At 72.2% G+C, this 22,602-nt stretch carries 26 protein-coding genes; 9 read left to right on the top strand and 17 right to left on the bottom strand.

Annotated elements, in window-relative coordinates; genetic code table 11:
* Positions 1 to 11: 11 nt before the first annotated feature.
* The 4 genes from QWY29_RS06300 to QWY29_RS06285 all read right to left on the bottom strand — a co-directional run bounded on the left by QWY29_RS06300 (position 12) and on the right by QWY29_RS06285 (position 1,441).
* On the bottom strand, positions 12 to 341 hold the full coding sequence (locus tag QWY29_RS06300) for a hypothetical protein (protein WP_300959846.1): 330 nt from the start codon (positions 339 to 341) through the stop codon (positions 12 to 14).
* Positions 338 to 583, bottom strand: a complete 246-nt coding sequence (locus QWY29_RS06295; RefSeq protein WP_300959845.1) for a YgaP family membrane protein — start codon at positions 581 to 583, stop codon at positions 338 to 340. Before QWY29_RS06295 ends, QWY29_RS06300 begins: the two co-directional genes overlap by 4 nt.
* A 154-nt stretch (positions 584 to 737) precedes the next feature.
* Positions 738 to 1,166 (bottom strand): hypothetical protein, encoded by a 429-nt coding sequence (locus QWY29_RS06290; RefSeq protein ID WP_300959844.1) that lies wholly within the window; start codon positions 1,164 to 1,166, stop codon positions 738 to 740.
* Positions 1,167 to 1,195: 29 nt separating this feature from the next.
* Complete coding sequence (locus QWY29_RS06285) at positions 1,196 to 1,441, bottom strand: SHOCT domain-containing protein (protein WP_300959843.1); 246 nt, start codon at positions 1,439 to 1,441, stop codon at positions 1,196 to 1,198.
* A 150-nt stretch (positions 1,442 to 1,591) separates the two neighbouring features.
* Here QWY29_RS06285 and QWY29_RS06280 point away from each other — a divergent pair, with 150 nt between their 5' ends.
* The 3 genes from QWY29_RS06280 to QWY29_RS06270 all read left to right on the top strand — a co-directional run bounded on the left by QWY29_RS06280 (position 1,592) and on the right by QWY29_RS06270 (position 3,996).
* Positions 1,592 to 2,383, top strand: coding sequence for a response regulator (locus QWY29_RS06280; protein WP_439117393.1), 792 nt, complete (start codon positions 1,592 to 1,594; stop codon positions 2,381 to 2,383).
* 116 nt (positions 2,384 to 2,499) lie between these two features.
* On the top strand, positions 2,500 to 3,510 hold the full coding sequence (locus QWY29_RS06275) for a sensor histidine kinase (protein WP_300959842.1): 1,011 nt from the start codon (positions 2,500 to 2,502) through the stop codon (positions 3,508 to 3,510).
* 186 nt (positions 3,511 to 3,696) lie between these two features.
* Positions 3,697 to 3,996: a metal-sensitive transcriptional regulator gene (locus QWY29_RS06270; RefSeq protein ID WP_300959841.1), complete on the top strand. Its 300-nt coding sequence runs from the start codon at positions 3,697 to 3,699 to the stop codon at positions 3,994 to 3,996.
* Between the two features lie 81 nt (positions 3,997 to 4,077).
* On the opposite strand, the gene QWY29_RS06265 is transcribed toward QWY29_RS06270, so the two are convergent.
* From QWY29_RS06265 to QWY29_RS06245, 5 genes are all read right to left on the bottom strand, one after another.
* Positions 4,078 to 4,767, bottom strand: a complete 690-nt coding sequence (locus QWY29_RS06265; protein ID WP_300959840.1) for a DUF305 domain-containing protein — start codon at positions 4,765 to 4,767, stop codon at positions 4,078 to 4,080.
* Between the two features lie 106 nt (positions 4,768 to 4,873).
* Entirely contained in the window at positions 4,874 to 5,281 is a 408-nt protein-coding gene (locus tag QWY29_RS06260) for a four-helix bundle copper-binding protein (RefSeq protein WP_300959839.1), read from the bottom strand.
* 95 nt (positions 5,282 to 5,376) lie between these two features.
* Entirely contained in the window at positions 5,377 to 5,847 is a 471-nt protein-coding gene (locus QWY29_RS06255; RefSeq protein ID WP_300959838.1) for a hypothetical protein, read from the bottom strand.
* 230 nt (positions 5,848 to 6,077) lie between these two features.
* Complete coding sequence (locus QWY29_RS06250; protein ID WP_300959837.1) at positions 6,078 to 7,250, bottom strand: acyl-CoA dehydrogenase family protein; 1,173 nt, start codon at positions 7,248 to 7,250, stop codon at positions 6,078 to 6,080.
* A 66-nt stretch (positions 7,251 to 7,316) separates the two neighbouring features.
* Positions 7,317 to 8,171: a 3-hydroxybutyryl-CoA dehydrogenase gene (locus QWY29_RS06245; protein ID WP_300959836.1), complete on the bottom strand. Its 855-nt coding sequence runs from the start codon at positions 8,169 to 8,171 to the stop codon at positions 7,317 to 7,319.
* Between the two features lie 129 nt (positions 8,172 to 8,300).
* Here QWY29_RS06245 and QWY29_RS06240 point away from each other — a divergent pair, with 129 nt between their 5' ends.
* Positions 8,301 to 8,978 carry a TetR/AcrR family transcriptional regulator gene (locus QWY29_RS06240; protein WP_300959835.1) on the top strand — a complete coding sequence of 226 codons (678 nt, stop codon included), beginning with the start codon at positions 8,301 to 8,303 and terminating at the stop codon, positions 8,976 to 8,978.
* 39 nt (positions 8,979 to 9,017) lie between these two features.
* Here QWY29_RS06240 and QWY29_RS06235 read toward each other — a convergent pair whose 3' ends face one another.
* Both QWY29_RS06235 and QWY29_RS06230 read right to left on the bottom strand, forming a co-directional pair.
* Positions 9,018 to 10,037, bottom strand: coding sequence for an LLM class flavin-dependent oxidoreductase (locus tag QWY29_RS06235; protein WP_300959834.1), 1,020 nt, complete (start codon positions 10,035 to 10,037; stop codon positions 9,018 to 9,020).
* A 14-nt stretch (positions 10,038 to 10,051) separates the two neighbouring features.
* Positions 10,052 to 10,369 (bottom strand): hypothetical protein, encoded by a 318-nt coding sequence (locus QWY29_RS06230; RefSeq protein ID WP_300959833.1) that lies wholly within the window; start codon positions 10,367 to 10,369, stop codon positions 10,052 to 10,054.
* 342 nt (positions 10,370 to 10,711) lie between these two features.
* On the opposite strand from QWY29_RS06230, the gene QWY29_RS06225 reads away from it, so the two are divergent.
* From QWY29_RS06225 to QWY29_RS06215, 3 genes are all read left to right on the top strand, one after another.
* Entirely contained in the window at positions 10,712 to 11,875 is a 1,164-nt protein-coding gene (locus tag QWY29_RS06225; protein ID WP_300959832.1) for an SGNH/GDSL hydrolase family protein, read from the top strand.
* Positions 11,876 to 11,885: 10 nt separating this feature from the next.
* Positions 11,886 to 12,683 (top strand): inositol monophosphatase family protein, encoded by a 798-nt coding sequence (locus QWY29_RS06220; RefSeq protein ID WP_300959831.1) that lies wholly within the window; start codon positions 11,886 to 11,888, stop codon positions 12,681 to 12,683.
* Positions 12,684 to 12,766: 83 nt separating this feature from the next.
* Positions 12,767 to 13,327 carry a hypothetical protein gene (locus QWY29_RS06215; RefSeq protein ID WP_300959830.1) on the top strand — a complete coding sequence of 187 codons (561 nt, stop codon included), beginning with the start codon at positions 12,767 to 12,769 and terminating at the stop codon, positions 13,325 to 13,327.
* 5 nt (positions 13,328 to 13,332) lie between these two features.
* On the opposite strand, the gene QWY29_RS06210 is transcribed toward QWY29_RS06215, so the two are convergent.
* The 5 genes from QWY29_RS06210 to QWY29_RS06190 form a co-directional block, all read right to left on the bottom strand.
* Positions 13,333 to 14,796, bottom strand: coding sequence for an MDR family MFS transporter (locus QWY29_RS06210; protein WP_300959829.1), 1,464 nt, complete (start codon positions 14,794 to 14,796; stop codon positions 13,333 to 13,335).
* Positions 14,797 to 14,858: 62 nt separating this feature from the next.
* Positions 14,859 to 15,635 carry a tyrosine-protein phosphatase gene (locus QWY29_RS06205; RefSeq protein ID WP_300959828.1) on the bottom strand — a complete coding sequence of 259 codons (777 nt, stop codon included), beginning with the start codon at positions 15,633 to 15,635 and terminating at the stop codon, positions 14,859 to 14,861.
* 25 nt (positions 15,636 to 15,660) lie between these two features.
* Positions 15,661 to 16,497, bottom strand: a complete 837-nt coding sequence (locus tag QWY29_RS06200) for an anti-sigma factor (protein ID WP_300959827.1) — start codon at positions 16,495 to 16,497, stop codon at positions 15,661 to 15,663.
* Between the two features lies 1 nt (position 16,498).
* Positions 16,499 to 17,098, bottom strand: coding sequence for an ECF RNA polymerase sigma factor SigK (sigK, locus tag QWY29_RS06195; RefSeq protein ID WP_300959826.1), 600 nt, complete (start codon positions 17,096 to 17,098; stop codon positions 16,499 to 16,501).
* 43 nt (positions 17,099 to 17,141) lie between these two features.
* Positions 17,142 to 17,801: a fasciclin domain-containing protein gene (locus QWY29_RS06190; RefSeq protein ID WP_300959825.1), complete on the bottom strand. Its 660-nt coding sequence runs from the start codon at positions 17,799 to 17,801 to the stop codon at positions 17,142 to 17,144.
* 468 nt (positions 17,802 to 18,269) lie between these two features.
* Here QWY29_RS06190 and QWY29_RS06185 point away from each other — a divergent pair, with 468 nt between their 5' ends.
* Entirely contained in the window at positions 18,270 to 19,814 is a 1,545-nt protein-coding gene (locus tag QWY29_RS06185; protein ID WP_300959824.1) for a molybdopterin-dependent oxidoreductase, read from the top strand.
* A 197-nt stretch (positions 19,815 to 20,011) separates the two neighbouring features.
* Here the strand turns inward: QWY29_RS06185 and QWY29_RS06180 are convergent, their stop codons facing one another.
* Positions 20,012 to 21,175: an HNH endonuclease signature motif containing protein gene (locus QWY29_RS06180; protein ID WP_300959823.1), complete on the bottom strand. Its 1,164-nt coding sequence runs from the start codon at positions 21,173 to 21,175 to the stop codon at positions 20,012 to 20,014.
* Between the two features lie 473 nt (positions 21,176 to 21,648).
* Between QWY29_RS06180 and QWY29_RS06175 the strand changes: the two genes are divergently transcribed.
* On the top strand, positions 21,649 to 22,398 hold the full coding sequence (locus tag QWY29_RS06175; RefSeq protein WP_300959822.1) for an enoyl-CoA hydratase family protein: 750 nt from the start codon (positions 21,649 to 21,651) through the stop codon (positions 22,396 to 22,398).
* The last annotated feature ends 204 nt before the right edge of the window (positions 22,399 to 22,602 follow it).

The raw sequence follows: 22,602 nt of genomic DNA, 5'->3' as shown, positions 1-22,602 counted from the left end.
GGCCGTCGCGGCTACTTGTGGTCGTGGCCGCCGGGCATGGCGAGCATCATCACGGCCATCATGGCAGTGCACAGCAGGGCGCCGACGATCGCGCCGGAACCTGCGACGCCCGTCGCGACGAGCGCAACGGCGAGCAGGATCATGGGGATGCAGCAGACGAGCATCATCAGCCCGTGCCCGCCGTGCGCGCTGTGGCCGGCATGGGGTTCTTGTGCCGGCAGCTGAGCGTCCCGGCCGGGCTCGGAGGCCTTCTGGTTGGCGGATGCTGGGTCCGGGGCTTCGTACGGCCACGGCTGTGGGTCATGGTGAGGGTGGTGGTCCATCCAGCGGGGCGTTGTCATGACGTCCGTCCTTTCAGCGATGCGGGCACGTGGCCCAGGCGTGCGTACAGCGGGCAGTGTCCGAGCGCGCCGGTGATGACCAGGTCGAGCCCGGCAACCACCAGCAGCAGCTCGAGGGTGACGGCCAGGACCGAGCCGGCTCCGGCCAGCAGCAGCAGGCCCGCCACGGCTGCCACGGCGCCCAGGACGATGCGGGCCGCCCGCTCGGCGGGGGTGATGTTGATGCTCCAACGGGTGCTCATGACGTCCTCCCACGTTTCTCTGAGCCGTGTTCTCCAGCTCCCTTCCAGCCTGCGACGGGGGGATGAAGGTGACCGTGCGGGTGGTGTGAAGGTTCACTGAAGAACGCCTCGGCCCGCCCGCGGACCGGGACGTGTGGGCGAGTCGGTGTCGAGATCATTGGTGGTGGTCGCCGTGTTCGTCGGGGTCAGGTGTCTGCACCGGGACCGGGCCGGGGTCGGGCTCGTCGCCGCTGATGGCAGGGCCGATGACGAACGCGGAGAGGGAGAACATGAGCGCGAAGACACCGAGTGCCAGCGCCGGCGCCTTCCAGGTGCCGAAGCGTCGGTGTAGCCGACGCAGGAGCGGAAGGGAGAACACGATGCCGAGCACGGCGAACAACACGTTGCCGGTCGCGCCGCTCACCAGCACCGCGCCGCCCAGCAGCCCGATGTGATGGAGCACGTGGGGCAACAGCCCCATCACGGCCCCGATGGCGGCAGCCACGGCGTTCCAGGCGCTGGACAACACCCGGCGGATGCGGGGCCGCGGCCGGTGCTCGAAGGTCGATGTGGGGTCGGGCCCCGCGCGGTCGTCGGTCTTCATCGTTTGCAGGCTCTCCGGCGTTCGACCGGTCAACGCACCGACGTACGCAGGACCGCGGCCCGGGCGTGGTACTCGTCCTCGTCGATCTCCCCGCGCGCGAACCGCTGGTCGAGAATGTCCATCGGGTCCTGGTGCGAGGCCGGCTGCCGTCCCTGCGTGGCTCCTCGGAACAACGCGACAACTGCCAGGACGACCAGCGCCCAGAACGCGACCATCGCGAGGGCCATCACCAGCCACCCGCCCCACCCGGTGCCGTCGTGGTACCAATCCATCATCGTCCTCAGCTCCTCGGCTCGTTCCTGACTCCCACCGTGCACCGGAGACCATCGCGCCCCGGTCGCGATCGTGTGAAGGTTCGCTGAAGATGCGTCCGCCACGTCCGCTACCCCCCACCCCGCGGACGCCGGGCTGCCACGATGGGCGGTATGGCAGGCCACGGTGGTGAGGGCGGCGCCGCCCCTGCTGCGCCCGCCGCCAGCCGGCGGCCGCCGTCGGGGCTCCGGGCGATGGTCGTCGAGGACGAGCAGAAGCTCGCCGAGCTGCTGGGCAGCTACCTCGAGCACGACGGGTTCGAGGTCTCAGTCGTCCACGACGGCCTGCACGCGGTCGCAACCGCCCGCGGAGTGGACCCGGACGTGGTCGTCCTCGACCTGGGCCTGCCCGGCCTTGACGGAGTCGAGGTCTGCCGGCAGCTCCGGACGTTCTCGGACGCCTACGTCGTGATGCTCACCGCCCGCAGCGACGAGGTGGACACCCTCATCGGCCTGTCGGTCGGCGCCGACGACTACATGACCAAGCCGTTCAGTCCGCGCGAGCTGATGGCTCGCGTCCAGACGATGTTCCGCCGGCCCCGAGCCACTGGGAAGCCGTCCGCCGGGCCCGCCGGACCCAATGCCGTGAACGCGCTGGAAGGGGCGCGACGGTTCGGGACGCTGACGTTGGACCCGGTCGGTCGCGACGTGTGGCTGGACGGCGAGACGGTGGCGTTGACGCGCACCGAGTTCGACCTGCTCGCCACCTTGTCCGAACACCCCCGGATGGCGTTCAGCCGCCGTCAGCTCATCGAGGCCGTCTGGGGGCCGTCGTGGGTGGGTGACGAGCACCTGGTCGACGTGCATGTCGGGCACCTGCGCCGCAAGCTCGGCGACGACCCGGTCGAGGGCCGGTTCGTGCGCACGGTTCGCGGTGTCGGCTACCGGATGGGCGCAGGGCAATGACCGTCGCTCCGGCGAGCGGACCGTCCCGGCCGCGCCGCTCGAGGGCTCGGTTTGCGGCCCGGCTGCTGGTTGCGCAGGCGCTCGTCCTGGTGGCCGGTGCGCTCACCACGTGGCTGGTGGCCTCCCTGGTCGGACCCACGATCTTCGCCAACCACCTCGAGCAGGCCGGGGACGACCACACGGTCGAGGAGACCGGCCACCTGGAGGAGGCGTTCGCGGCGGCGCTGGTGGTGTCCATCGGGTTGGCGCTGGTGGCCTCGGTGCTCGCTGCACTGGCCGTGTCGTGGTACTTCAGCCGTCGGGTGCAGCGCTCCATCGACGCCGTCGCCGCCGCCGCGTCGCAGATCGCGACCGGAACCTACGGCGCCCGGGTCGCCGACCCGGGCCTGGGTGAGGAGTTCACGACGCTGGCGCTCAGCTACAACCGCCTCGCGGAGAGGCTGGCGGCCACCGAGCAGACCAGACGACGGATGTTGGCCGACCTGGCACACGAGATGCGCACCCCGCTGGCCACCATCGACGCGCACCTCGAGGCCGTCGAGGACGGCATCCGGCCGCTCGACGAGAACACGTTGGCTGTGGTCCGCGGATCCACCGGCCGGCTCGGACGACTCGCCGAGGACATGACCGCCCTGTCCCGCGCCGAGGAAGCCACGCACGTCAGCCCAGCCCCGGTGGACGCCGCTGCGCTGGCACGCACGGCCGCCGAAGCCGCCCGTGACCGGTTCACCGCCAAGGGTGTGCGCCTGGTTGCCGACCTGGACGAAGCGGGCCAGGTGAGCGTGGACGCCGACCGCCTCGGCCAGGTGCTCGGCAACCTGCTCGACAACGCGCTGCGCCACACCCCCGCGAGCGGGACGGTCACGTTGACGTGCCGTCGCGTCGAGGAGTGGGTCGAGTACCGGATCGCCGACACGGGCGAAGGCGTCGAGACCGAACACCTGGCGCACCTGTTCGACCGTTTCTACCGCGCCGACACCGGCCGGGACCGGCGCCAGGGGGGTTCCGGCATCGGCCTGGCCATCGCGAAGGCACTCGTCGAGGCGCACGGCGGCGGCATCTCCGCCACCAGCGCCGGAAAAGGACAGGGCGCTACGTTCACCGTTCGTCTTCCCGCCGGCGTCTAGCCGGGCGCCCCACGGCCCGCCCCGCAGTCTTCAACGGATCTTCACAGTTCCTCGCCTGTTCCGATGGGTGACGTGTCGCACGGTGGAGGTGCGAGGTCGCTGCGGTCGCGGCGCCCACCGCGACGGCCATCAGGAATGGGGTGCGGGCCACGGCCCGGCAGTCCATCTACGGCGAGGAAGTAGGCGATGAACGCGATGAACGCCGAGCCACGGTGCATCACCGACAAGCGGGCCGTGCTCATCCGGTTGCACAAGATCGAGGGGCAGGTGCGTGGCCTGGAGCGCATGGTCGGCTCCGACGCGTCCTGCATCGACGTCCTCACCCAAGTGGCTGCTGCGACCCGGGCGTTGCAGAGCGTCGCGTTGACTCTGCTCGACGAGCACATGCGCCGCTGCGTCGCGCACGCGACCGTGAACCCTTGTGACGAGGCTCAGCCAGGGGTGGATGAGGCGATGAGCGCCATCACCAGGCTCGTCCGTTCGTGACAGACATGCGTCCGCGCCGGGTGGTGGAGGCCTGACCGAAGAGTTGTGGACCCCGGTCAGGCCTCCAGACGCCGAGAGAGATCAGCGGGCCACGTTGCCGACCAACGGGAGAGCGAGAAGCGCACGCAGAAGTGTCTGCGCGGCGCGCCAAGCGTCCCGCTGCCCCATGGCCGCGCCCTCGAAGTCCGGGACCGGTCGCTGCTCGGCATCCTCCCGAGTGGTCGCCGGGCCGTTCTCCTCGATGTCCTGGACCAGCCAGTCCATCTCCTTGATCTCCTTGCGCTGCGCGGCGGTGATGCCGTCGGCCAGCTCGCGCACCCGGACGTCCTCGATGCCCGCCCTCTCGCTGGTCAGGATGGCGATCGAGTGGTGCGGGATCATCGCCTTCATGTAGCTCTCGTCCTCGACGAGCGCCTGCGAGCGGGACAGGTAGAGCGCCGTGCCGCCGAGAAGGAGCGCTCCCACGACGATGGCGACGTTCACCGTGCGGTTGCGGTACATCATCCCCCACATGAACGCCAGCATGATGAGCGCCATCGCTGCGCCCATGAGCAGCGCCATGTAGAGGCGCTCCTCGCTGAAACGGACATGGTCGGCACTGAACGCGTTCGTGTACGTGAGGGCGAACATGACGGTGGTCGACGTCGCGATCATCAGGCCGAACCTGAGGTACATCTTCGCCTCGTGTCGTCCACCGTGGTCACCGCCGTGTCCGCCGCTGTCGTTTTGGTCGTGCTGGTCGTGCTGGTCGTTCTGCTTGTACTGAGGCATGGGTGGGTCAGTCCTTCGAGTTCTGTGTGCCGTGCAGGGCGAGCTCGCCCGGCGGTGGCCGGACCCTCGTGGGAGTCCGGCCACTGCCGTGCGGCGAGGTCGGTCCTCAGCCGATGGCGGCCAGCAGGCGGTTGCAGGCGTCCTCACAGCGGCGGCAGGCCTCGGCGCAGATGCGGCAGTGCTCGTGCATCTCGGCGTGCTGCTCGCACTCCTCGGCGCAGGACTTGCACGCCTGCGCGCACGCCTGGAGGACCGCCCGGGTGATGTTCGCGTCGTAGCCGGTGTGGCGTGACAGCACCCGGCCGGTGGTCTCGCAGATGTCGGCGCAGTCGGCGTTCGTGCGGATGCACTTGGTCAGCTCGGCGACCATCTCCTCGCTGAGGCACGCATCGGCGCACGCGGTGCACGTCTGGGCGCACTCCACGCATGCGGCCACGCACTGTGCCAGGAGCTCGCGGTCGGCGTTGATCTCGGCGGGGTAGGCCTTCATCATCTCGGTGATCGTGCTGGACATTGTCTTCTCTCCGTCTCTCGTTGGTGTGGACCTGCTGTACGGGTGTGCGTAGTCGCGTCACGGCCAAGCCGTGGCGCAAGCGAACGCACCAGCCCTCAGGTCCGGATCACCGGAGAGAAGCGAGGCGGATCTCGGGGCGGAGGGCCCCTGAGCACGCGCGCGAGCCACGAGGCGGGAAACGTCAGCCGCGGTGACAGTGCTGCAGTCGCGTGTGTTGACCCGCGCCACCATCCGCGGCGATGCAGAAGCACCGCAGCGGCGCACAAGATCGCCAAGCAGGCGCCGAGCAGGTGAAGCGTGTGAGCGGCAGTGCCGCGGTCGTCGCTGCTGTGGTCGGGCCGAACGGTCAGAACCTCACCAGCGGCCAGCCGGGGGTCCGTCGGCACGGTCAGGCTGTCGGCTCCAGGGGCGGTGCCGGACGTCGGGGACGCAGAGACCGACATGCCGACATGGCGCGCGAACACGTCATCGCCGGAGGCTCCCATCAGGACGACGAGCGAGGCCATCACGCAGGCAACCAGCCACCCATGGGCTGGCTTCACGAGCAACGTCTCGTGCGTGCGCATCAGCCACACCGTACCCAGTCGCCGTCCTCACATGCCGGTCCGCCGGAACGGCGACCGGCCTGCGTTCTCGCCCGTCGTCGAGCAGGAGGGACGTGTCACACAAGCGACACACAGACCGTGCGGACGGGTGCATCTCGGTGCTGCGAAATGCCGAACTCGGCCATTGTCACGTCGCGCCTGTCTGGCACCATGGTCGCAGGAATCGCCGCTCTGGACAGCAAACATGCAGGTCAAAGTCGCGACTGGACCCCCGCAAGGAGCTGACGTGCCATCACGATCCGCTGGACCTGGTTGGTGCCCTCGTAGATCTGGGTGATCTTGGCGTCGCGCATCATCCGCTCGAGCGGGTAGTCGCGGGTGTAGCCGTAGCCGCCGAGCACCTGCACCGCGTTGGTGGTGACCTCCATGGCGACGTCGGAGGCGAAGCACTTCGCGGCCGCGCCGAAGAAGGTGAGGTCGCTGTCGCCACGCTCGGAGCGGCCGGCGGCGGCGTACGTCATCTGGCGCGCGGCCTCCACCTTCATGCCCATGTCGGCGAGCATGAACTGCAGGCCCTGGAAGTCCGAGATCGGCTTGCCGAACTGCTGGCGCTCCTGGGCGTAGGCCAGCGCGTGGTCCAGCGCGCCCTGGGCGACGCCGACGGCCTGCGCAGCGATGGTGACGCGGGTGTGGTCGAGGGTCTTCATCGCGGTCGCGAAGCCGGTGCCCTCGGCGCCGATCATCCGGTCGGCGGGGATGCGGACCTTGTCGAGGTAGACCTCGCGGGTGGGGGAGCCCTTGATGCCGAGCTTCTTCTCCGGGGCGCCGAAGGAGACGCCCGGGTCGGACTTCTCCACGACGAAGGCGGAGATGCCCTTGGAGCGCTTGTCGGCGTCGGTGACGGCGAGGACGGTGTAGTACTCCGAGACGCCGGCGTTGGTGATCCACCGCTTCACGCCGTCGAGGACCCACTCGTCGCCCTCGCGCACCGCGCGGGTGCGCATCGAGACGGCGTCGGAGCCGGCCTCGGGCTCGGAGAGGCAGTAGGAGAAGCCGCCCTCGCCGCGGGCCAGCGCGCCGAGGTACTGCTTCTTCAGCTCCTCCGACCCCGCGATCTGCACCGGCAGCGAGCCGAGCTTGTTGACCGCGGGGATCAGCGAGGCCGAGACGTCGGCGCGCGCGACCTCCTCGATCACGATCACGGTGGCGAGCGCGTCGGCCCCGGCGCCGCCGTACTCCTCGGGCACGTGCGGGGCGTGGAAGTCCGCGGCCAGCAGCGCGTCGGCCGCCTCCTGGGGGAAGCGGGCCTGCTCGTCGACCTCGGAGGCGTACGGCGCCACCTTGGCGTCGCAGATCGCGCGGACGGCCTCGCGGACCGCGCGGTGCTCCTCGGACAGGTCGTACAGGGGGAAGTCGTTGCTCATGTGCGGGGTGTCTCCGGTGGGTGTGGCTGGGCGGGTCTGGCTGGGTGGGTCTGGCCGGGTGGTGGATCAGTACGTGTAGAAGCCGCGGCCGCTCTTCCGACCGAGCAGGCCGGCGTCGACCATCCGCTGGAGCAGCGGCGGGGCGGCGTACAGCGGCTCCTTGAACTCCTCGTAGAGCGACTCGGCGACGGCCTTGGTGGTGTCGAGGCCGATCAGGTCGGCGAGCGCGAGCGGGCCCTGCGGGTGGGCGGCGCCGAGCACGAGGCCCTGGTCGATGTCCTCGGCGGAGGCGAAGCCGGACTCGTACATCCGGATCGCGGAGAGGATGAAGGGGATCAGCAGCGCGTTGACGACGAAACCGGCGCGGTCCTGGCAGTCGATCGCCTGCTTGCCGAGGCGGTCCTGGACGAAGGCGCGGCTGCGCTCGGTGGTCTCGTCGGCGGTCAGCAGGCTCGGGACGAGCTCGACCAGCTTGAGGACCGGGACCGGGTTGAAGAAGTGGATGCCGAGCACGTTCTCGGGGCGCTGGGTGACGACGCCGAGCTTCATGATCGGGATCGAGGAGGTGTTGGACGCCAGGATCGCCTCGTCGTCGGTCAGCGTCTTGTCGAGGGTGCGGAAGAGCTCGACCTTGGCCGTCTCGTCCTCCACGATCGCCTCGACGACGAGCTGGCGGTCGGCGAGCGCGCCGAGGTCGGTGGCCGGGGTGATCCGGGCCAGCACCTCGTCGGCTGTCCCCTCGGTGCCGGTCAGCTTGCCCTTGGCCTCGGCCCGGCGCAGCGATGCCTCGAGCCGCGAGCGGCCACGGTCGACCGCGGCCTGGTCGGCGTCGACCACGACGACGTCGAGGCCGGCGCGTGCGCTGACCTCCGCGATGCCGGCTCCCATGAGCCCGAACCCGACGACTCCCACGCGTTCCACGATGTGCGACCTCCCTCGTCCGGCGGCCCCTGTGGCACCGGATGCCGCTACTACGGTACTGCGTACCATCTAGGCTGCGGGCGGCAGGTCGGCACGAGCCGGCGTCGGAGGCGGGAGCAGGGGGACCAGGTGGCGGAGCGCAGCGCACGCGAGCGCATCGTGGAGGCGGCGTTCGACCTGTTCGCCGAGCGCGGGTACGACGCCACGACGGTCGAGGACATCGCCGCGCGGGCGGGGGTCGGGCGCACGACGTTCTTCCGCCAGTTCCGCTCCAAGGAGCACGTGGTCTTCCCCGACCACGAGCAGCTGCTGACCGCGATCGGGGCCCGGCTGGCGACGGCCACGCCGCGTACCGCCATCGTCGGCGTCTCCGAGGCGGCCGGGCTGGTGCTCCAGCACTACCTCGACGAGGGCGAGCGGGCGCGCCGGCGCTACCGGCTGACGCGGAGCGTGCCGGCGCTGCAGGAGCGCGAGCGGTCGGGGATCCGGCAGTACGAGCAGACCTTCACCCGCCACATCCACGGCTGGCTCGGCGGCGAGCCCGAGAGCCTGCTGCGCGCCGAGCTGATCGCCAACGCCGTCGTCACCGCCCACAACCACGTGCTGCGCGCGTGGCTGCGTGGGCAGCTGGCCACCGCGACCGAGGCGCGCCGCGCCTTCCGGGCGGCGATGGCCGAGGTCGAGTCGCACGTCGACGTGCCCGGCCGCGAGGGCGCCCCGGCCGAGGCGCTCCCCGCGGTGCTCGTGCTCCGCGACGCGAGCGACCTCGACCGGCTGCTCCCGCAGATCCGCGACCTGCTGGCCTGATCGCTGCTCGGCGGGCGGGCCAGGCGACGTGCGCCGGGGTCAGCGCCAGCCGAGCGCGGGGGCGACGTGCTGGACCACGGTCTCGAGCACGTGCGCGTTGTAGTCGACGCCCAGCTGGTTGGGGACCGTGAGCAGCAGGGTGTCGGCCGCGGCGACCGCCTCGTCCTCGGCGAGCTCGCGGACGACCTGATCCGGCTCGCCGGCGTAGGTCTTGCCGAACCGCGCGCGACCGCCGTCGATCATCCCGACCTGGTCCTGGCTGCGGGACTCGTGGCCGAAGTAGGCGCGGTCCATGTCGTTGACGATCGGGAAGATGCTGCGGCTGACCGAGACGCGCGGCTCGCGGGTGTGCCCGGCCTCGGTCCACGCGGCGCGGAACCGCTCGATCTGCTCGGCCTGGAGCCGGTGGAAGGGCACGCCGGTGTCCTCGGTGAGCAGCGTGGAGCTCATCAGGTTCATCCCCTGCTTCGCGGTCCACTCGGCGGTGGCGCGGGAGCCGGCGCCCCACCAGATGCGGTCGCGCAGGCCGGCGGAGTGCGGCTCGAGGCGCAGCAGGCCAGGCGGGTTGGGGAACATCGGCCGCGGGTGGGGCTCGGCGAAGCCCTCCCCCTCGAGCACCTGGAGCAGCACCTCGGTGTGGCGCCGCGCCATGTCGGCGTGGTCCATGCCCTCCGGCGGCTCGTAGCCGAAGTAGCGGAAGCCGTCGACGACCTGCTCCGGTGACCCGCGGCTGATGCCGAGCTGGAGCCTGCCGCCCGAGATGAGGTCGGCGGCGCCGGCGTCCTCGGCCATGTAGAGCGGGTTCTCGGAGCGCATGTCGATCACGCCGGTGCCGATCTCGATCCGGCTGGTGCGCGCGCCGACGGCGGCGAGCAGCGGGAACGGTGCGGCGAGCTGGCGGGCGAAGTGGTGCACCCGGAAGTAGGCCCCGTCGACGCCGAGCTCCTCGGCGGCCACCGCGAGGTCGATCGACTGCAGCAGCGCGTCGGAGGCCGACCGCGTCTGCGACTGCGGCGAGGGCGTCCAGTGGCCGAAGGACAGGAACCCGATGTTCTTCATGCCTGGTTGAACATTCACTCGTCGGTGGTTGTTCCGCCCTCGCGGCGCTCGTGCAGCCGCTGCTGGGCCTCGGCCAGGAACGCCAGGCACGGCGCGTCCTCGCCGGGGTGCTTCTCGACCAGGTGGAAGGTCCAGCGGTCCATCGCGGCGAGGTAGCCGTTGTCCGCACCGGGGCGGTACGCCGACCACGGCTTGCCGCCGCGCGCGGTGCAGGCGGAGCAGCTGATCTTGTAGACCAGCTGCTCGTCGGCGCCGACCTCGACGGCGACGCGGGCCAGCGGACCGGCCTGGGCGGCGGCGCGACGGCCGCGGGCGGATCGGCTGGCGGTCATGCGCGGAGCGTACGCGGCGGGGACCCGACCGGCGCTCGGTGGCGGGGCGGTCCCCGGCAGGGGAGCCCGGGGACGCCCCGCTCCGCACGACGGTGACGCGCACGAGCCGTTCCACCCGACGAACCAGCCGCTGCGCGGGTCCGGGTCGGACGGCACGTGCGCGCTCCGCCGTGCCGGTCACCGTCGCCGGCCGCTGCGCCGGGTGGGTGACCGGGAGCCACGCTAGGCGGCCGGACGGCCGGAACACGACCAAACGGCAGGTACTAGGACCATCGGGCACGCGCGGCTGGCACCCCGGCGTACCGTGACCGCGCCCCGCTCCGTCCGTCGAAAGCCACCTCCATGACGCGCCCCACCACCGCTGCGGCCACCGCCGCGGCCGGCCTCGCCCTGCTCGCCGGCACCCTCGTCGCCTCCCCGGCCACCGCCTCCGCGGCCACTGCGCCGCCGCGGGCCGACGCGGTCGAGTACGTCGCCCTCGGCGACTCCTACGCCTCGGCCGCCGGCGTCCAGCCGGTCGACCCCGCGGCGCCGGTGGAGTGCCAGCGGTCCACGCGCAACTACGCCCGCGTCATCGCCGCCCGCACCGGCGCGACCCTGGTCGACGTCACCTGCGGCGGCGCGCAGACCCGCGACCTCCGCACCGCCCAGCACCCGGCCGTCGCGCCCCAGCTCGACGCGCTCGCGGCCACGACCGAGCTGGTGACGGTGACGATCGGCGGCAACGACAACAACGTCTTCGGCGGCGCGATCCGCGACTGCAGCCTGGCGGGCTTCTCCACCGGCGGCACCGGCAGCCCGTGCGCGGACCAGCACGGGTCGGCCTACGAGGACACCGTCCGCGACGAGACCTACCCCGCGCTCGTCCAGGCCTTCACCGACATCCGCGAGCGCGCCCCGCAGGCGACGGTCGCGGCGCTCGCCTACCCGTGGATCCTCCCGGCGACCGGGGCCTGCTTCGGCGCGATGCCGGTCGCCGAGGGCGACGTGCCCTACCTGCGCAGCCTGCAGGCCACGCTCAACGACGCGGTCCGGCGCGCGGCCGAGGCCACCGGTGCGACGTACGTCGACATGGCGCCGGCGTCCGAGGGCCACGACGCCTGCCAGCCCGCCGGCACCCGCTGGATCGAGCCGGTCTTCGGCGGCACCAACCCCGTGGTCGTGCACCCCAACGCCTTCGGCGAGCAGCGGATGGCCGAGGTCGCGCTCCGCACGCTCGGCCTCGCCACGCAGCCCGACGAGACGCGCGGCGACAAGGTGCTGCGCCGCTTCGACGGCCTCGCGGCCCACCAGCAGCTCCCGGCCGCCCGTGCGAGGACGCTGCGCACGCAGGTCCGGGCGATCGTGCGGTACGCCGGCCTGGGGCTCGACTCCGACGCCCGCACGCGCCTGGCGCTGCTCCGCGAGCGCGCCACCACGCTGAAGAGGGCCGGCAAGGTCTCGGCCCAGCAGGCGCGGGCGCTCAAGCGGTTCACCCGCCGCGCCGCGACCCTGCTCGACCTGTGACGGCCTCGTCGTGACGACCGGGATGGACACCGACGCGGTGCTGGCGATGCTCCAGGAGGTCGCGGCCGAGGTCATCAACCCGCGCTTCCGGAGCCTCGCCGAGGGCGACGTGACCTCCAAGGCGCACCCCGGCGACCTGGTGACCGTCGCCGACCGCGAGGCCGAGGTGCTGATCACGCGGCGGCTGCGGGCGGCCTACCCCGACGCGCTCGTGCTCGGCGAGGAGGCGACGGCCGCGGACCCGTCGGTCCTCGACTGCTACCGCGGCGCCGACCACGCGTTCACCGTGGATCCGGTCGACGGCACCCGCAACTTCGTCAAGGGGTCGCCCGACCACGCGGTGATGGTGGCCGAGCTGCGCGGCGGGGAGGTCGTGCGCAGCTGGATCTGGCAGCCGCAGCACGAGGCGGCGTACGTCGCGGAGCGGGGCGGCGGCGCGTGGCGCAACGACGTGCGGGTGCACCGGCCGCCGGTCGGTGACGGCCTGCTCGGCGTCACCTCGCGGCGCGGCTGGATCGGGCGCGCGCTCGGCACCCTGCGCACGCTGGAGCTCTCGTGGCGCTGCTGCGGCGTGGACTACCCCGCGGTCGTCGACGGGCGCGCGGACTACGCGCTCTACAAGAAGACCAAGCCGTGGGACCACGCGCCGGGCTCGCTGCTCGTCACCGAGGCGGGCGGCCACGTCGGGACGTTCCGGGGCGAGCCGTACCGGCCGCAGGGCCCGCCGCCGTCCGGACTGGTCGTCGCGGCCGACCGGGCGACGTACGACGTCGTGCGCGGTCTGGTCCCGGCCCTTCCCGGACGGTGAGGACCGGCGCATCCTGGGAGGCAACCCTGCGGGCGCTTCCTGCGTCTCCCAGGTGACAGTCCCCCCACCTGAGGAGTCCCCTGATGCACCTGTCCTTCCCCACCTCCGCGCTGGCGGCGACCGCCGCAGCGGCGCTCGTGCTCTCCGTGCCGGGCGCGGCCTCCGCCGCGACGGCCACCGTGACCGACAAGGCCGGCGACATCGGCCCCGGCGTAGACCTGCTCTCGGTCAAGGTCGTCAACGGCAAGCAGAACGTGCGCGTCGTGACCACCCACCGCAACCTCGTCCCCAGCTACCGGTCGCAGGCCGGCGGCAAGGTCTTCCTCGACACCGACCCCGACGATCCAGGCCCCGAGTACGCGCTCGTGGGCGGCTACTTCGACGGCACCGACTACATCCTGCTCGAGGTCGACGGGTGGAACACCAACAAGGACGGCATCGAGCCGGTCGACTGCTCCTACCGCAGCCGGCTCGACTACGAGGCCGAGATGGTGCGCTCGCGCTTCTCCCAGGACTGCTTCGACGACGACGGCACCGACGTGCGGGTCGAGGTGAAGGTGAGCGGGGCGAAGAAGGGCGGCGGCATGGCGGTCGACTGGCTCGGTACGCCGCGCACCTTCAGCGCCCCGGTCGCCCAGGGCTGACCCGGTCAGGCGGCGGCGGGCGCCTCGACGGGTGCGCCCGCCGGGACGGCCGGCCGCCGCACCAGCAGCGCGACGACGACGGCGACGGCGGAGATGACCCCGCCGTACAGCAGCGCGGCGTGCACGCCCTCGGCGGTGGCGTCGACCGCCGACGCCCCGGCCGACGCCTCGCTCACCGCCCGCTTGGTCATCACGGTCACGAAGAGCGCGGTGCCGGCGGCGCCGGCGACCTGCTGGAGCGTGGAGACCGTCGCGCTGCCGTGGGAGTAGAGGTGCGCGGGCAGCGAGCCGAGCGCCGAGGTCAGCAGCGGGGTGAACATCAGCGCCAGGCCGATGCTCAGCACGACGTGGATGGCCACGACCGTGCCGCGGCTGCTGGCGGTGTCGAGCATCGACATCGACCACAGGGCGACCGAGCTGATCGCCGCGCCCGGGACCACCAGCGGCCGCGGGCCGACCCGGTCGAAGGCCCGCCCGACGAACGGCGCCAGCAGGCCCATGACCAGGCCGCCGGGCAGCAGCACGAGGCCGGTCTGCAGGGTGCTGAGCCCCAGCACGTCCTGGAGGTAGATCGGCAGCAGGATCAGCGTGCCGAAGAGCGCCATCATGCTCACCGCGACCAGCAGCGAGGCGACGGTGAAGGTGCGGACCGCGAAGGTGCGCAGGTCCAGCAGGGCGCGCTCGCGCAGCGAGAGCTGACGGGCGACGAAGGCGACGAGGGCCACGCCGCCGACCACCAGCGGCAGCCACGGCGGGAGCGGGGTGTCGCCAGCAGCGGCCTCGCCGATGCTGCTCAGGCCGTAGATGAGGCCGCCGAAGGCGAACGCCGACAGCACCACCGACAGCACGTCCACCGGGACCTGCTGCGGCTCGGTGACGTTGCGGACCCAGGCGGTGCCGAGCGCGAGGGAGAGCGCGGCGATCGGCAGCACGAGCCAGAACATCCAGCGCCAGTCGAGCTGGTCGAGCACGATGCCGGAGATCGTCGGGCCCACAGCGGGGGCCACCGAGATGACGATCGAGATCGTGCCCATCATCCGGCCGCGCCGCTCGGGCGGGACGATCGTGAGGATCGTGGTGATGAGCAGCGGCATCATCAGCGCGGTGCCGACCGCCTGCACGACCCGGGCGCCCACCAGCACCGCGAAGGTCGGGGCGAGTGCCGCGAGCAGGGTGCCGGCGGTGAAGGAGATCATCGCCGCCATGAACACCCGCCGCAGCGGGAAGCGGGTCAGCAGGAACCCCGTGATCGGGATGACCACCGCCATCGTCAGCAGGAACGCCGTGGTCAGCCACTGGGCCGTCGCCGCCGGCACGTCGAACTCACGCATCAGCTCCGGCAGCGCCACGCCCATGATCGTCTCGTTGAGGATCACGACGAACGCCGAGCCGACCAGCAGCGCGATGAGGCGGCCGGGGCGCTCGACGACGGGGGCGGTCGGGATGGGCGGTGCAGCAGTGGTGGTCACGACGGGTCCGAACGCCGCGCGTCGGCTGGTTGTTCCCGTCAACCAGGTGAGGTGCGGGGCCGTCAGTCGCGCAGGCGGGCGATCAGGGCGTCGAGGTCCGCGGGGGAGACGCCGAGGCCGTCGACGACGTAGGTGCGCAGATCGCCGTACGCCGCCGCGACGGCGTCCCACGCGGTGCGGAGGTAGGCCTCGTCGGCGACCATGACCGCCTCGTAGACCGCGACCTTCTCGGGGCCGAGGTGCTCGGCGATCAGCGCGAGGTACTTCTCGCGGGTGGCTGTGGAGAAGGTGTTGGTCAGCAGGTAGTCCTCGAGGACCACGTCGTCGGGGACACCGGCCAGGGCGAGGACGACCGCGGCCGTCCAGCCGGTGCGGTCCTTGCCGGCGGTGCAGTGGAACAGCTGCGGCCCGTCGGTGGTGGCCATCGCGGTGAGCAGCGCGCCGAAGGCGGCGCGGGCACCGGGGTGGTCGACGAACCCGCGGTAGACGTCGAGCATCGCGGCCAGCGACTCCTCGCCGGTCTGCAACGCGGCGACCCGGTCCATCGGGATGCCGCCGACGGGCAGGTGCCGCCACGTCGCGCCGGGGACCGGCACGTCCGGGTGGGCCTCCACCTCGTGGTCACCACGCAGGTCGTAGACCGCGGTGATGCCGAGGTCGCGCAGGGTGTGGGCGTCGGCGTCGGTCAGCTGCAGCTCGTTGGAGCGGAACAGCACGCCGCGGCGTACCCGTCCCCCGTCCGTCGTCGGGTGGCCGTCGCCCGCGACGTCGCGGAAGTTGTCGGCCGACGCGAGCCGGACGAGCTCCTCGCCGACCTGCCCCTGCTGGCTCTCGCTCACGCGCGCAGCATGTCAGGCGTCCGGGTCACGCGTCGGTGAACTCCACGACCAGGACCGGGTCCCGCGAGGGGATGACCGACCCGCCGGCCGGCTCGACGGTGATGCCGAAGCCGTTCGCGGTCGCGGGGTCGCCCTGCAGCGGGATGACGTTGTCGGGCCCCTCGGGCATCAGCCCGGCGGAGACCATCGTGTCATCGTGCTGCAGCCAGGCCTGGTAGACCTTGCCCTCCGGCGCCGGACCCATGTCGTGGGTGACCACGACCGCCTCGTTGAGCGAGGTCGAGCGGTAGAGGATCGCCTCGGCCCCGTCGGGGAACTCGTGGCGGAACGTCTGCACGTCCGAGGCCTGCTTGATGCGGTCGACCGCGGAGAGGCGCGGGGCCTCGCTCGTGTCGTCGGCCCACGGCTGCTGGGCCACCACCGTGCCGCCGACGCCGACCGCCACCACGGCGGCGGCTGCGACGAGCAGGGTGCGGAGGCGGCGCGGCCGGGAGGCCGGCGTACGTCGTGCGGGGCCGGCGGCGGGGTCCAGCGGCGTGGCGCCCGGGACGTCGCCGTCGTCGTCGCCGTCGAGGTCCTCCGCGTCGGCGGTCAGGTCGGAGGAGACCGTGAGCGTTTGCGGGAGCACGACGGGGGGCAACGGGCGCACGGTGGCGATCTCGGCCAGCACCCGGTCGCGGAGCGCAGCGCTCGGCGTCACCTCGGTGAGCTCGGCCAGCAGCGCGGAGGTCTCGCGCAGCCCGTCGACCTCCTCGCGGCAGATCTCGCAGCCGGCCAGGTGTCGCTCGAACTGGGCTCGCTCGATGTCGTCCAGTGCGTCGACGGCGTAGGCGCCGGACAGTGCGTGGATGTCGTCGCTCATGTCAGCTCCCTACTCCCATCGTGTCTCGTAGTCGGATCAGCCCGTCGCGGATCCGGGTCTTGGCGGTGCCCACCGGTAGTCCCAGCATGGTGGCGACCTCGGTGTGGGTGTACCCCCCGAAGTAGGCGAGCTCGAGGGCTTCGCGCTGCACGGGGGTCAGGCTGTCCAGGGCGGTGCGCACGCGGCGCGCCTCGAGCGAGGCGTGGGCGGCCTCGGCCGTGGCGTCGTGCGGGACCGGCTGGTTCTGGTCGTGGTAGTTGCGGTCACGACGGGTGCTGGCCTCGGCCGAGCGGACCCGGTCGACCGCCTTGCGGTGCGTGATCGTCAGCAGCCACGAGAGCGCGCTGCCGCGATCGGGGTCGTAGCGGCTGGCGGTGCGCCAGATCTCCAGGAACGCCTCCTGCGCGACCTCCTCGGCCTGGGCCGGGTCGCGGACGACCCGGACGGCGAGGCCGACGACGCGCGAGCAGGTGGCGTCGTAGAGCTGCGCGAAGGCGTGCTGGTCCCCGCGACCCGCGGCCCGCAGCAGGCCGGCGAGGTCGGGTCCGACGGACGCCCCCGCAGCGGGGGCGTCCGTCGGGACGGGCCTCAGGTGTTCCACCCGATGATCCTGTCAGTGATCCGGTTGCGGTGCTGGTCGGCGATCAGGCCGGGGGCATGAGGACCTGGTCGATGACGTACACCGTCGCGTTGGCGGTCGGGATGTTGCCGCACAGCACGTTGGCGCCGTCGACGGTCATGCCCTCGGTGTCGCCGTCGACGTTGACCATGTCGCCGTTCAGGGTCTCCTGCTCGCCCACGACGGCGTCGGGGTCGAGCTGGCCGGCGACGACGTGGTGCGACAGGATCGCGCCGAGCGTCTTCTGGTCCTTCAGCACGGCCTGGAGCTTCTTCTCCGGGATCGCGCCGAACGCGTCGTTGGTGGGCGCGAAGACGGTGAGCGCCTCGGCGGAGTTCAGGGTGTCGCCGAGGCCGTCGACGGCGCCGACGGCGGTCACGAGGGTCTCGAGGAGCGGGTTGTTCGAGGCGGCGGTCGCGACCGGGTCCTGGACCATGCCGTCGAACGAGCCGGGGCCGTCGGTCGGCACGGCGGAGCACGCGTCGCCGAAGGTCTGCGCCTGGGCGCCGGCGGCGGCCTCGGTGGTCTCCTCCTCGGCGGGGGCGCTGCTCTCGGCGCTGCTCGAGGAGCTGGTGTCCGAAGCGCTGTCGCTGCTGTCGTCCTCGCTGCTGCAGGCCGCCAGGCCGAGGGAGAGGGAGATCGCGGCAGCCGCGACACCGGTGCGGCGCAGGGTCTGGAGCTTCATGGTGGAGCCTTCCTGAAGAGCTTGTGCGCACCGTCTCGGTGCGTTGACGGTGGTTGTTCGGCCCCGTCGGCCCGGCGGATTGGTCCGACGTCGCACCGATCGTGTGACGCAGGCGACGCCGTACCTCCACGTTGGTTCAAGGAACGCCGTCCGGGCCGCCGATCGGCCGGGAGCGCGGCCGCCCGCCGGTAGCGTCGGCACCACCGCGTGGGCCTACCACCTCGTCGTTGACGACGGGCCCCGCGAGCCCGGCCCCGCACGTCCGCGGGGTCGGTAGGAGATGACTTCGCCTGCGCCGCAGGCACACGGCTGGGGGGCCGCCACCGATGTCCTCGTCCCGGAGAGCGCTGCTCGCGTTCCTCGCCTTCCTCGTCCTCGCGCTCACCGTCACGGGGGTCTCGATGCTCGTGCCGGCCCTGGCGGCGGCCACCGCAGTCCGGTGAAGGGGTCCGCTCCGAACCACCACCTGTGAACCGACTCCTCGCCGCCCTGACCGGCGTCCTCGCCACCCTCGCCGGGGTCGCCGCCGGGCACCTGGTCGCCTCGCTCCTCGAGCCGGCGACCTCGCCCGTCCTCGCGGTGGGGTCCCAGGTCATCGACCTCACGCCCACCCCCGTGAAGGAGTGGGCGATCAGCCAGTTCGGCGACCGCGACAAGCCGATCCTCGTGGGCTCCGTGCTCGTCGGCGTCGTCCTGCTCTCCGCGCTGGCCGGCCTGCTCGCCCGCAAGCGCTTCGCGTACGGCGCCGCCCTCCTCGTCCTGCTCGTCGCCGTCCCGGCCACGGTCGCCGTCACCCGGCCTGGCGCCGGTGCGTCCGCGGTGGTACCGAGCCTCGTCGCGCTCGTCGTCGGCGTGGCCGCACTGTGGTGGCTGGCCCGCTCGGCGGCCCGCTCCGCGTCCGGCTCGGACGCTGCGCGTGCTGGCCGTGCTGCCCATGGCGCTGACGGCTCCGGTCCGTCGCGCCGCGGGCTCCTCGTGGCGCTCGGCGTCGTGGCCGGCGCCGCGGCCGTCATGGGCGGCGCGGGTCGGTGGATCGCGTCGTACCGCTCCCGGGCCGTCGACATCGACCTCCCCGCCGCCGCCGAGCCGCTGCCGCCGCTGCCGAAGGGGCTGGAGGAGCGCTTCTCCGGGATCACGCCGCTGCGGGTCCCGAACGACGAGTTCTACCGCGTCGACACCCGCCTTGACGTGCCGATCGTCGACCACGAGAGCTGGACACTGACGATCGACGGGGACGTCGATCAGGAGGTCACCTTCACCTTCGACGACATCCTCGCGATGGACCTGGTCGAGAAGGACATCACGCTGACCTGCGTCTCCAACAGCGTCGGCGGCAAGTACGTCGGCGGCGCCCGCTGGCTCGGCGTCCCCCTCAACGAGCTGCTGGACCGGGCCGGCGTCGGCTCCCGCGCCGACCAGATCCTCTCCACCGACGTCGACGGCATGAAGATCTCCACCCCGCTCGCCCTCGCCACCGACGGCCGCGACGCGCTGCTGGCCGTGGGCATGAACGGCGAGCCGCTGCCGCGCGAGCACGGCTTCCCCGCCCGGATGGTCATCCCCGGCCTCTACGGCTTCATCAGCGCCACGAAGTGGGTCACCCGGATGACGCTGACGACCTACGACGAGCAGCAGGCCTACTGGACCGACCGCGAGTGGGCCACCGACGCCCCCATCAAGCCCTCCAGCCGCATCGACACCCCCCGCGCCCTCGCCCAGCTCGACGCCGGTGAGAACGTCATCGGCGGTGTCGCCTGGGCCCAGGGCAACGGCGGCGTCGGCCGCGTCCAGGTCCGCATCGACGGTGGCCCCTGGGAGGACACCGAGCTCGGTGCGGACGTCAACAACGACTACTGGCGCCAGTGGTTCCTGCGCTGGGACGCCACTCCCGGCCAGCACCGCATCGCCTCGCGCGTCATCGACGGCGACGGCGACCCCCAGACCGCCGTCCGCGCCAACCCCTTCCCCGAGGGCTCCAGCGGCATCCAGGAACTCATCGTCACCGTCTCCTGATCGGCGCCCGCTGGTCGAGCAGCGACCGCCAGCCGGTGGGTTGAGGAGGCGCGCCAGCGCCGACTCGAGACCGAGCGTCGACGAGACCTGCTGAGATGCGCAGGGCCCTGTGGTGGTCGCCGCCCTGCGCGGGTGCGGGGGTTTCGTCACGCTCAGGCGCAGCACGCCTTCGCTGCTCAACCAGCGGGCCGGCCGGCCTATGTCCGCATGTGGAACGAGACACCGCCGTCGGGGTGGTGGGTGGTCTTGAAGCGTGGGTCGTGGATGCGGGCGTGGTGCCTGGGGCACAGCAACCGGGCGTTCTTCATGTCTGTCTTGCCGCCGTGGAGCCAGCTCTGGTCGTGGTGGGCGTGGCAGAGGTGGGCCGGCCAGTCGCAGCCGACGGCGGTGCAGGTCTTCTGCGTGGTCGCGAGCCCGCGGCGCTGAGCGCCGGAGAAGAGTCGGGCGGTGCGGCCGAGGTCGAGGAGCTCTGACTTCCTGCCGAGAACGGCGGGGAGGAGGCCCGCTTCGCAGGCCATCCGCCGGGCGAGCGAGGCGGAGATCGGTTCGCCGGACTCCAACGTGGCCCGGCCGGTCTCGCTCGTGAGGTCGGTGTAGTCGATGAGGACGACGACGGATGCGTTGAGGCCGCCGAGCTGGGGGAGCTTGTCGGCGGGGAGGCGTTCGAGCAGCTCGCAGAACGCGTCGCCCATCCGCTCCGGCGAGGGCCGACGCTCCGCGACCTCGGACTGGTCGTCCTGTCTCCTCGCGGCCTGATGCTTGGGGGCGGCGAATGCGAGCAGCATCTTCTTCAGCATCTCTCCGTGCAGCGTGGGGATGGAGAACTTCCCGCGGTAGCTACCCCGCCCATCGGGCGCCATGGTCAGCCAGGCCTTGGCGCGCGCTTCGCGCTCTTCTCGTTCGAGGGCGCGAGCATCACGCTCCTCGCCGATCTCAGGTGCAACCACGGTCAGGACGTGCTTGGCGAGGATCGCGAGCGACTTCGGATCACGGTCGAGCGCCTCGTTCAACAGGTGCTTCTCTGCGCGCTCCGGGATGGTCGGGTCGGCCAGGTCGTCGGGGAACTTGTCGACGCAGTCGGTGATGACTCGGGCGTGGTCGACGCTGATCGCACCCTCCGTCAGTGCCGCGGCGGTGGGGGCGTGGCGGTCGAGGGCTTCCGCGAGCCGCATGCGGCGCTTGGCGGCGGGACGGCCTTGGCGGGTCTCGTGTCCCCACCAGGACGCGGTGTCAGTTGCGCCGACCTTGTCGCCGACCGCGCGGCGGTCCGCCTCGGCGGCGAGGCGGAGCTCGAGGGCCTCGACGCGTGCGCGGAGGCGGGTGGCTTCGACCAGCGCCTCGGAGACCTCGGTGTCCGACATCGACCACAACCGTGCGTCGGCTGTCGCAGAGACCCTCTTGTGGGACTTCGCGACCGCACGGCACACCGGGTGCGCACTGTGTCGGGAGTCCTTGGCCATGGGTCTACTCAAGCAGCGACCGCCGACAGTCACGGGGCTGTTTCCCCAGGTCAGACCACTATTCGGACACCGATCTGGGAACTTTCCCGGCGGGTTTCGAGACGGGCCTGGCGGCCCTCCTCAACCAGCCGGGGGCCGGTTGAGACAGGCGCGGCGCGCCTTCCTCAACCAGCCGATAGCCGGCGGCGGCGCGTGACCCACGGCGTACCTCGTCCTCATAGCTGCCCCCACCGCAACCACCCACGGCCCGCAGGCCGAAGTCGGCTGGCAGGGGGTTTCGAGACAGGCGCTGCGCGCCTTCCTCAACCAGCCGAGGACGCCCGGCAGCGCTCACTGCTCGACCTGCGGGGATCGGGGTCGGGCAGGATGGCGGCATGGCTGACGAGCTGGTCCACTACGGGGTCGCCGACGAGGTCGCGACGATCACCCTCGACTCCCCGCACAACCGCAATGCGCTCTCCTCCCAGCTGGTGCGGGAGCTGGGGGAGTGCCTGGAGCGGGCCGAGGCGGACGCGGCGGCGAAGGTGGTGCTGCTGCGGGCGGAGGGGACCGTGTTCTGCTCCGGGGCGGACCTCTCGGAGGCGTCGACCGGCAGCCCCGAGTCGGCCCCGCTGGGGATCGTGCGGCTGCAGCGGCTGGTGGTCGGGTCGAGCAAGCCGGTGGTGCTGCGCCTGCAGGGGGCGGTGCGGGCCGGCGGGATCGGCCTGGTCGCGGCGGCGGACGTGGTGGTGGCCGACGAGGGGGCAACGTTCGCGCTGACCGAGGTCAAGCTCGGCCTGGCGCCGGCGGTCATCTCGCTGACGGTGCTGCCACGGCTGACGTCGCGCGCGGCGGCGTACACGTTCCTGACCGGTGAGACGTTCACCGGTGCGGAGGCCGAGCGGATGGGCCTGGTGACGCGGGCGGTGCCGACCGACGACCTCGACGCGGAGGTCGCGCGGGTCTGCGCGTCGCTGGCCACCGGCGCGGCGCAGGGGCTGCGCGAGACCAAGGCGCTGCTGGCGCACGACCTGCTCGAGCGGATCGACCGGCTCGGTGACGACGTGGCAGCGCAGAGCGCGCGCCTCTTCGGCTCCGACGAGGCCCGCGAGGCGATGCGGGCGTTCCTGTCGCGGAAGAAGTAGGGCCCGCACCAGGGCCCCGAAATGACGAGACCCGTCCGGCGGTCCCCCTTGAGGCGCCGAACGGGTGTCGTCGTCGAGGACTCGCGGCGCCCCCCGGCACCGTGCGCGAGCCATCCCCCCGGTGGCTCGAGCTGTTCCTCATCTGGCAGGTCGCCCTGCCGATGAAACTGAAACTACCCGGGCGCCATCCACACGACGTCCACG

The sequence above is a fragment of the Nocardioides abyssi genome (assembly GCF_030412915.1).
Taxonomy (GTDB): domain Bacteria; phylum Actinomycetota; class Actinomycetes; order Propionibacteriales; family Nocardioidaceae; genus Nocardioides; species Nocardioides abyssi.
The sequence above is the reverse complement of the archived record's forward strand: the minus strand, read 5'-3'. Positions and strand labels throughout refer to the sequence as shown.

Excerpts from the sequence above, each read along its gene's own strand:
- QWY29_RS06300 (WP_300959846.1), bottom strand. The coding sequence starts at position 341 with ATGACAACGCCCCGCTGGATGGACCACCACCCTCACCATGACCCACAG.
- QWY29_RS06295 (WP_300959845.1), bottom strand. The coding sequence starts at position 583 with ATGAGCACCCGTTGGAGCATCAACATCACCCCCGCCGAGCGGGCGGCC.
- QWY29_RS06290 (WP_300959844.1), bottom strand. The coding sequence starts at position 1,166 with ATGAAGACCGACGACCGCGCGGGGCCCGACCCCACATCGACCTTCGAG.
- QWY29_RS06285 (WP_300959843.1), bottom strand. The coding sequence starts at position 1,441 with ATGATGGATTGGTACCACGACGGCACCGGGTGGGGCGGGTGGCTGGTG.
- QWY29_RS06280 (WP_439117393.1), top strand. The coding sequence starts at position 1,592 with ATGGCAGGCCACGGTGGTGAGGGCGGCGCCGCCCCTGCTGCGCCCGCC.
- QWY29_RS06270 (WP_300959841.1), top strand. The coding sequence starts at position 3,697 with ATGAACGCGATGAACGCCGAGCCACGGTGCATCACCGACAAGCGGGCC.
- QWY29_RS06265 (WP_300959840.1), bottom strand. The coding sequence starts at position 4,767 with ATGCCTCAGTACAAGCAGAACGACCAGCACGACCAGCACGACCAAAAC.
- QWY29_RS06260 (WP_300959839.1), bottom strand. The coding sequence starts at position 5,281 with ATGTCCAGCACGATCACCGAGATGATGAAGGCCTACCCCGCCGAGATC.
- QWY29_RS06255 (WP_300959838.1), bottom strand. The coding sequence starts at position 5,847 with ATGCGCACGCACGAGACGTTGCTCGTGAAGCCAGCCCATGGGTGGCTG.
- QWY29_RS06250 (WP_300959837.1), bottom strand. The coding sequence starts at position 7,250 with ATGAGCAACGACTTCCCCCTGTACGACCTGTCCGAGGAGCACCGCGCG.
- QWY29_RS06235 (WP_300959834.1), bottom strand. The coding sequence starts at position 10,037 with ATGAAGAACATCGGGTTCCTGTCCTTCGGCCACTGGACGCCCTCGCCG.
- QWY29_RS06230 (WP_300959833.1), bottom strand. The coding sequence starts at position 10,369 with ATGACCGCCAGCCGATCCGCCCGCGGCCGTCGCGCCGCCGCCCAGGCC.
- QWY29_RS06225 (WP_300959832.1), top strand. The coding sequence starts at position 10,712 with ATGACGCGCCCCACCACCGCTGCGGCCACCGCCGCGGCCGGCCTCGCC.
- QWY29_RS06215 (WP_300959830.1), top strand. The coding sequence starts at position 12,767 with ATGCACCTGTCCTTCCCCACCTCCGCGCTGGCGGCGACCGCCGCAGCG.
- QWY29_RS06200 (WP_300959827.1), bottom strand. The coding sequence starts at position 16,497 with ATGAGCGACGACATCCACGCACTGTCCGGCGCCTACGCCGTCGACGCA.
- QWY29_RS06190 (WP_300959825.1), bottom strand. The coding sequence starts at position 17,801 with ATGAAGCTCCAGACCCTGCGCCGCACCGGTGTCGCGGCTGCCGCGATC.
- QWY29_RS06180 (WP_300959823.1), bottom strand. The coding sequence starts at position 21,175 with ATGTCGGACACCGAGGTCTCCGAGGCGCTGGTCGAAGCCACCCGCCTC.
- QWY29_RS06175 (WP_300959822.1), top strand. The coding sequence starts at position 21,649 with ATGGCTGACGAGCTGGTCCACTACGGGGTCGCCGACGAGGTCGCGACG.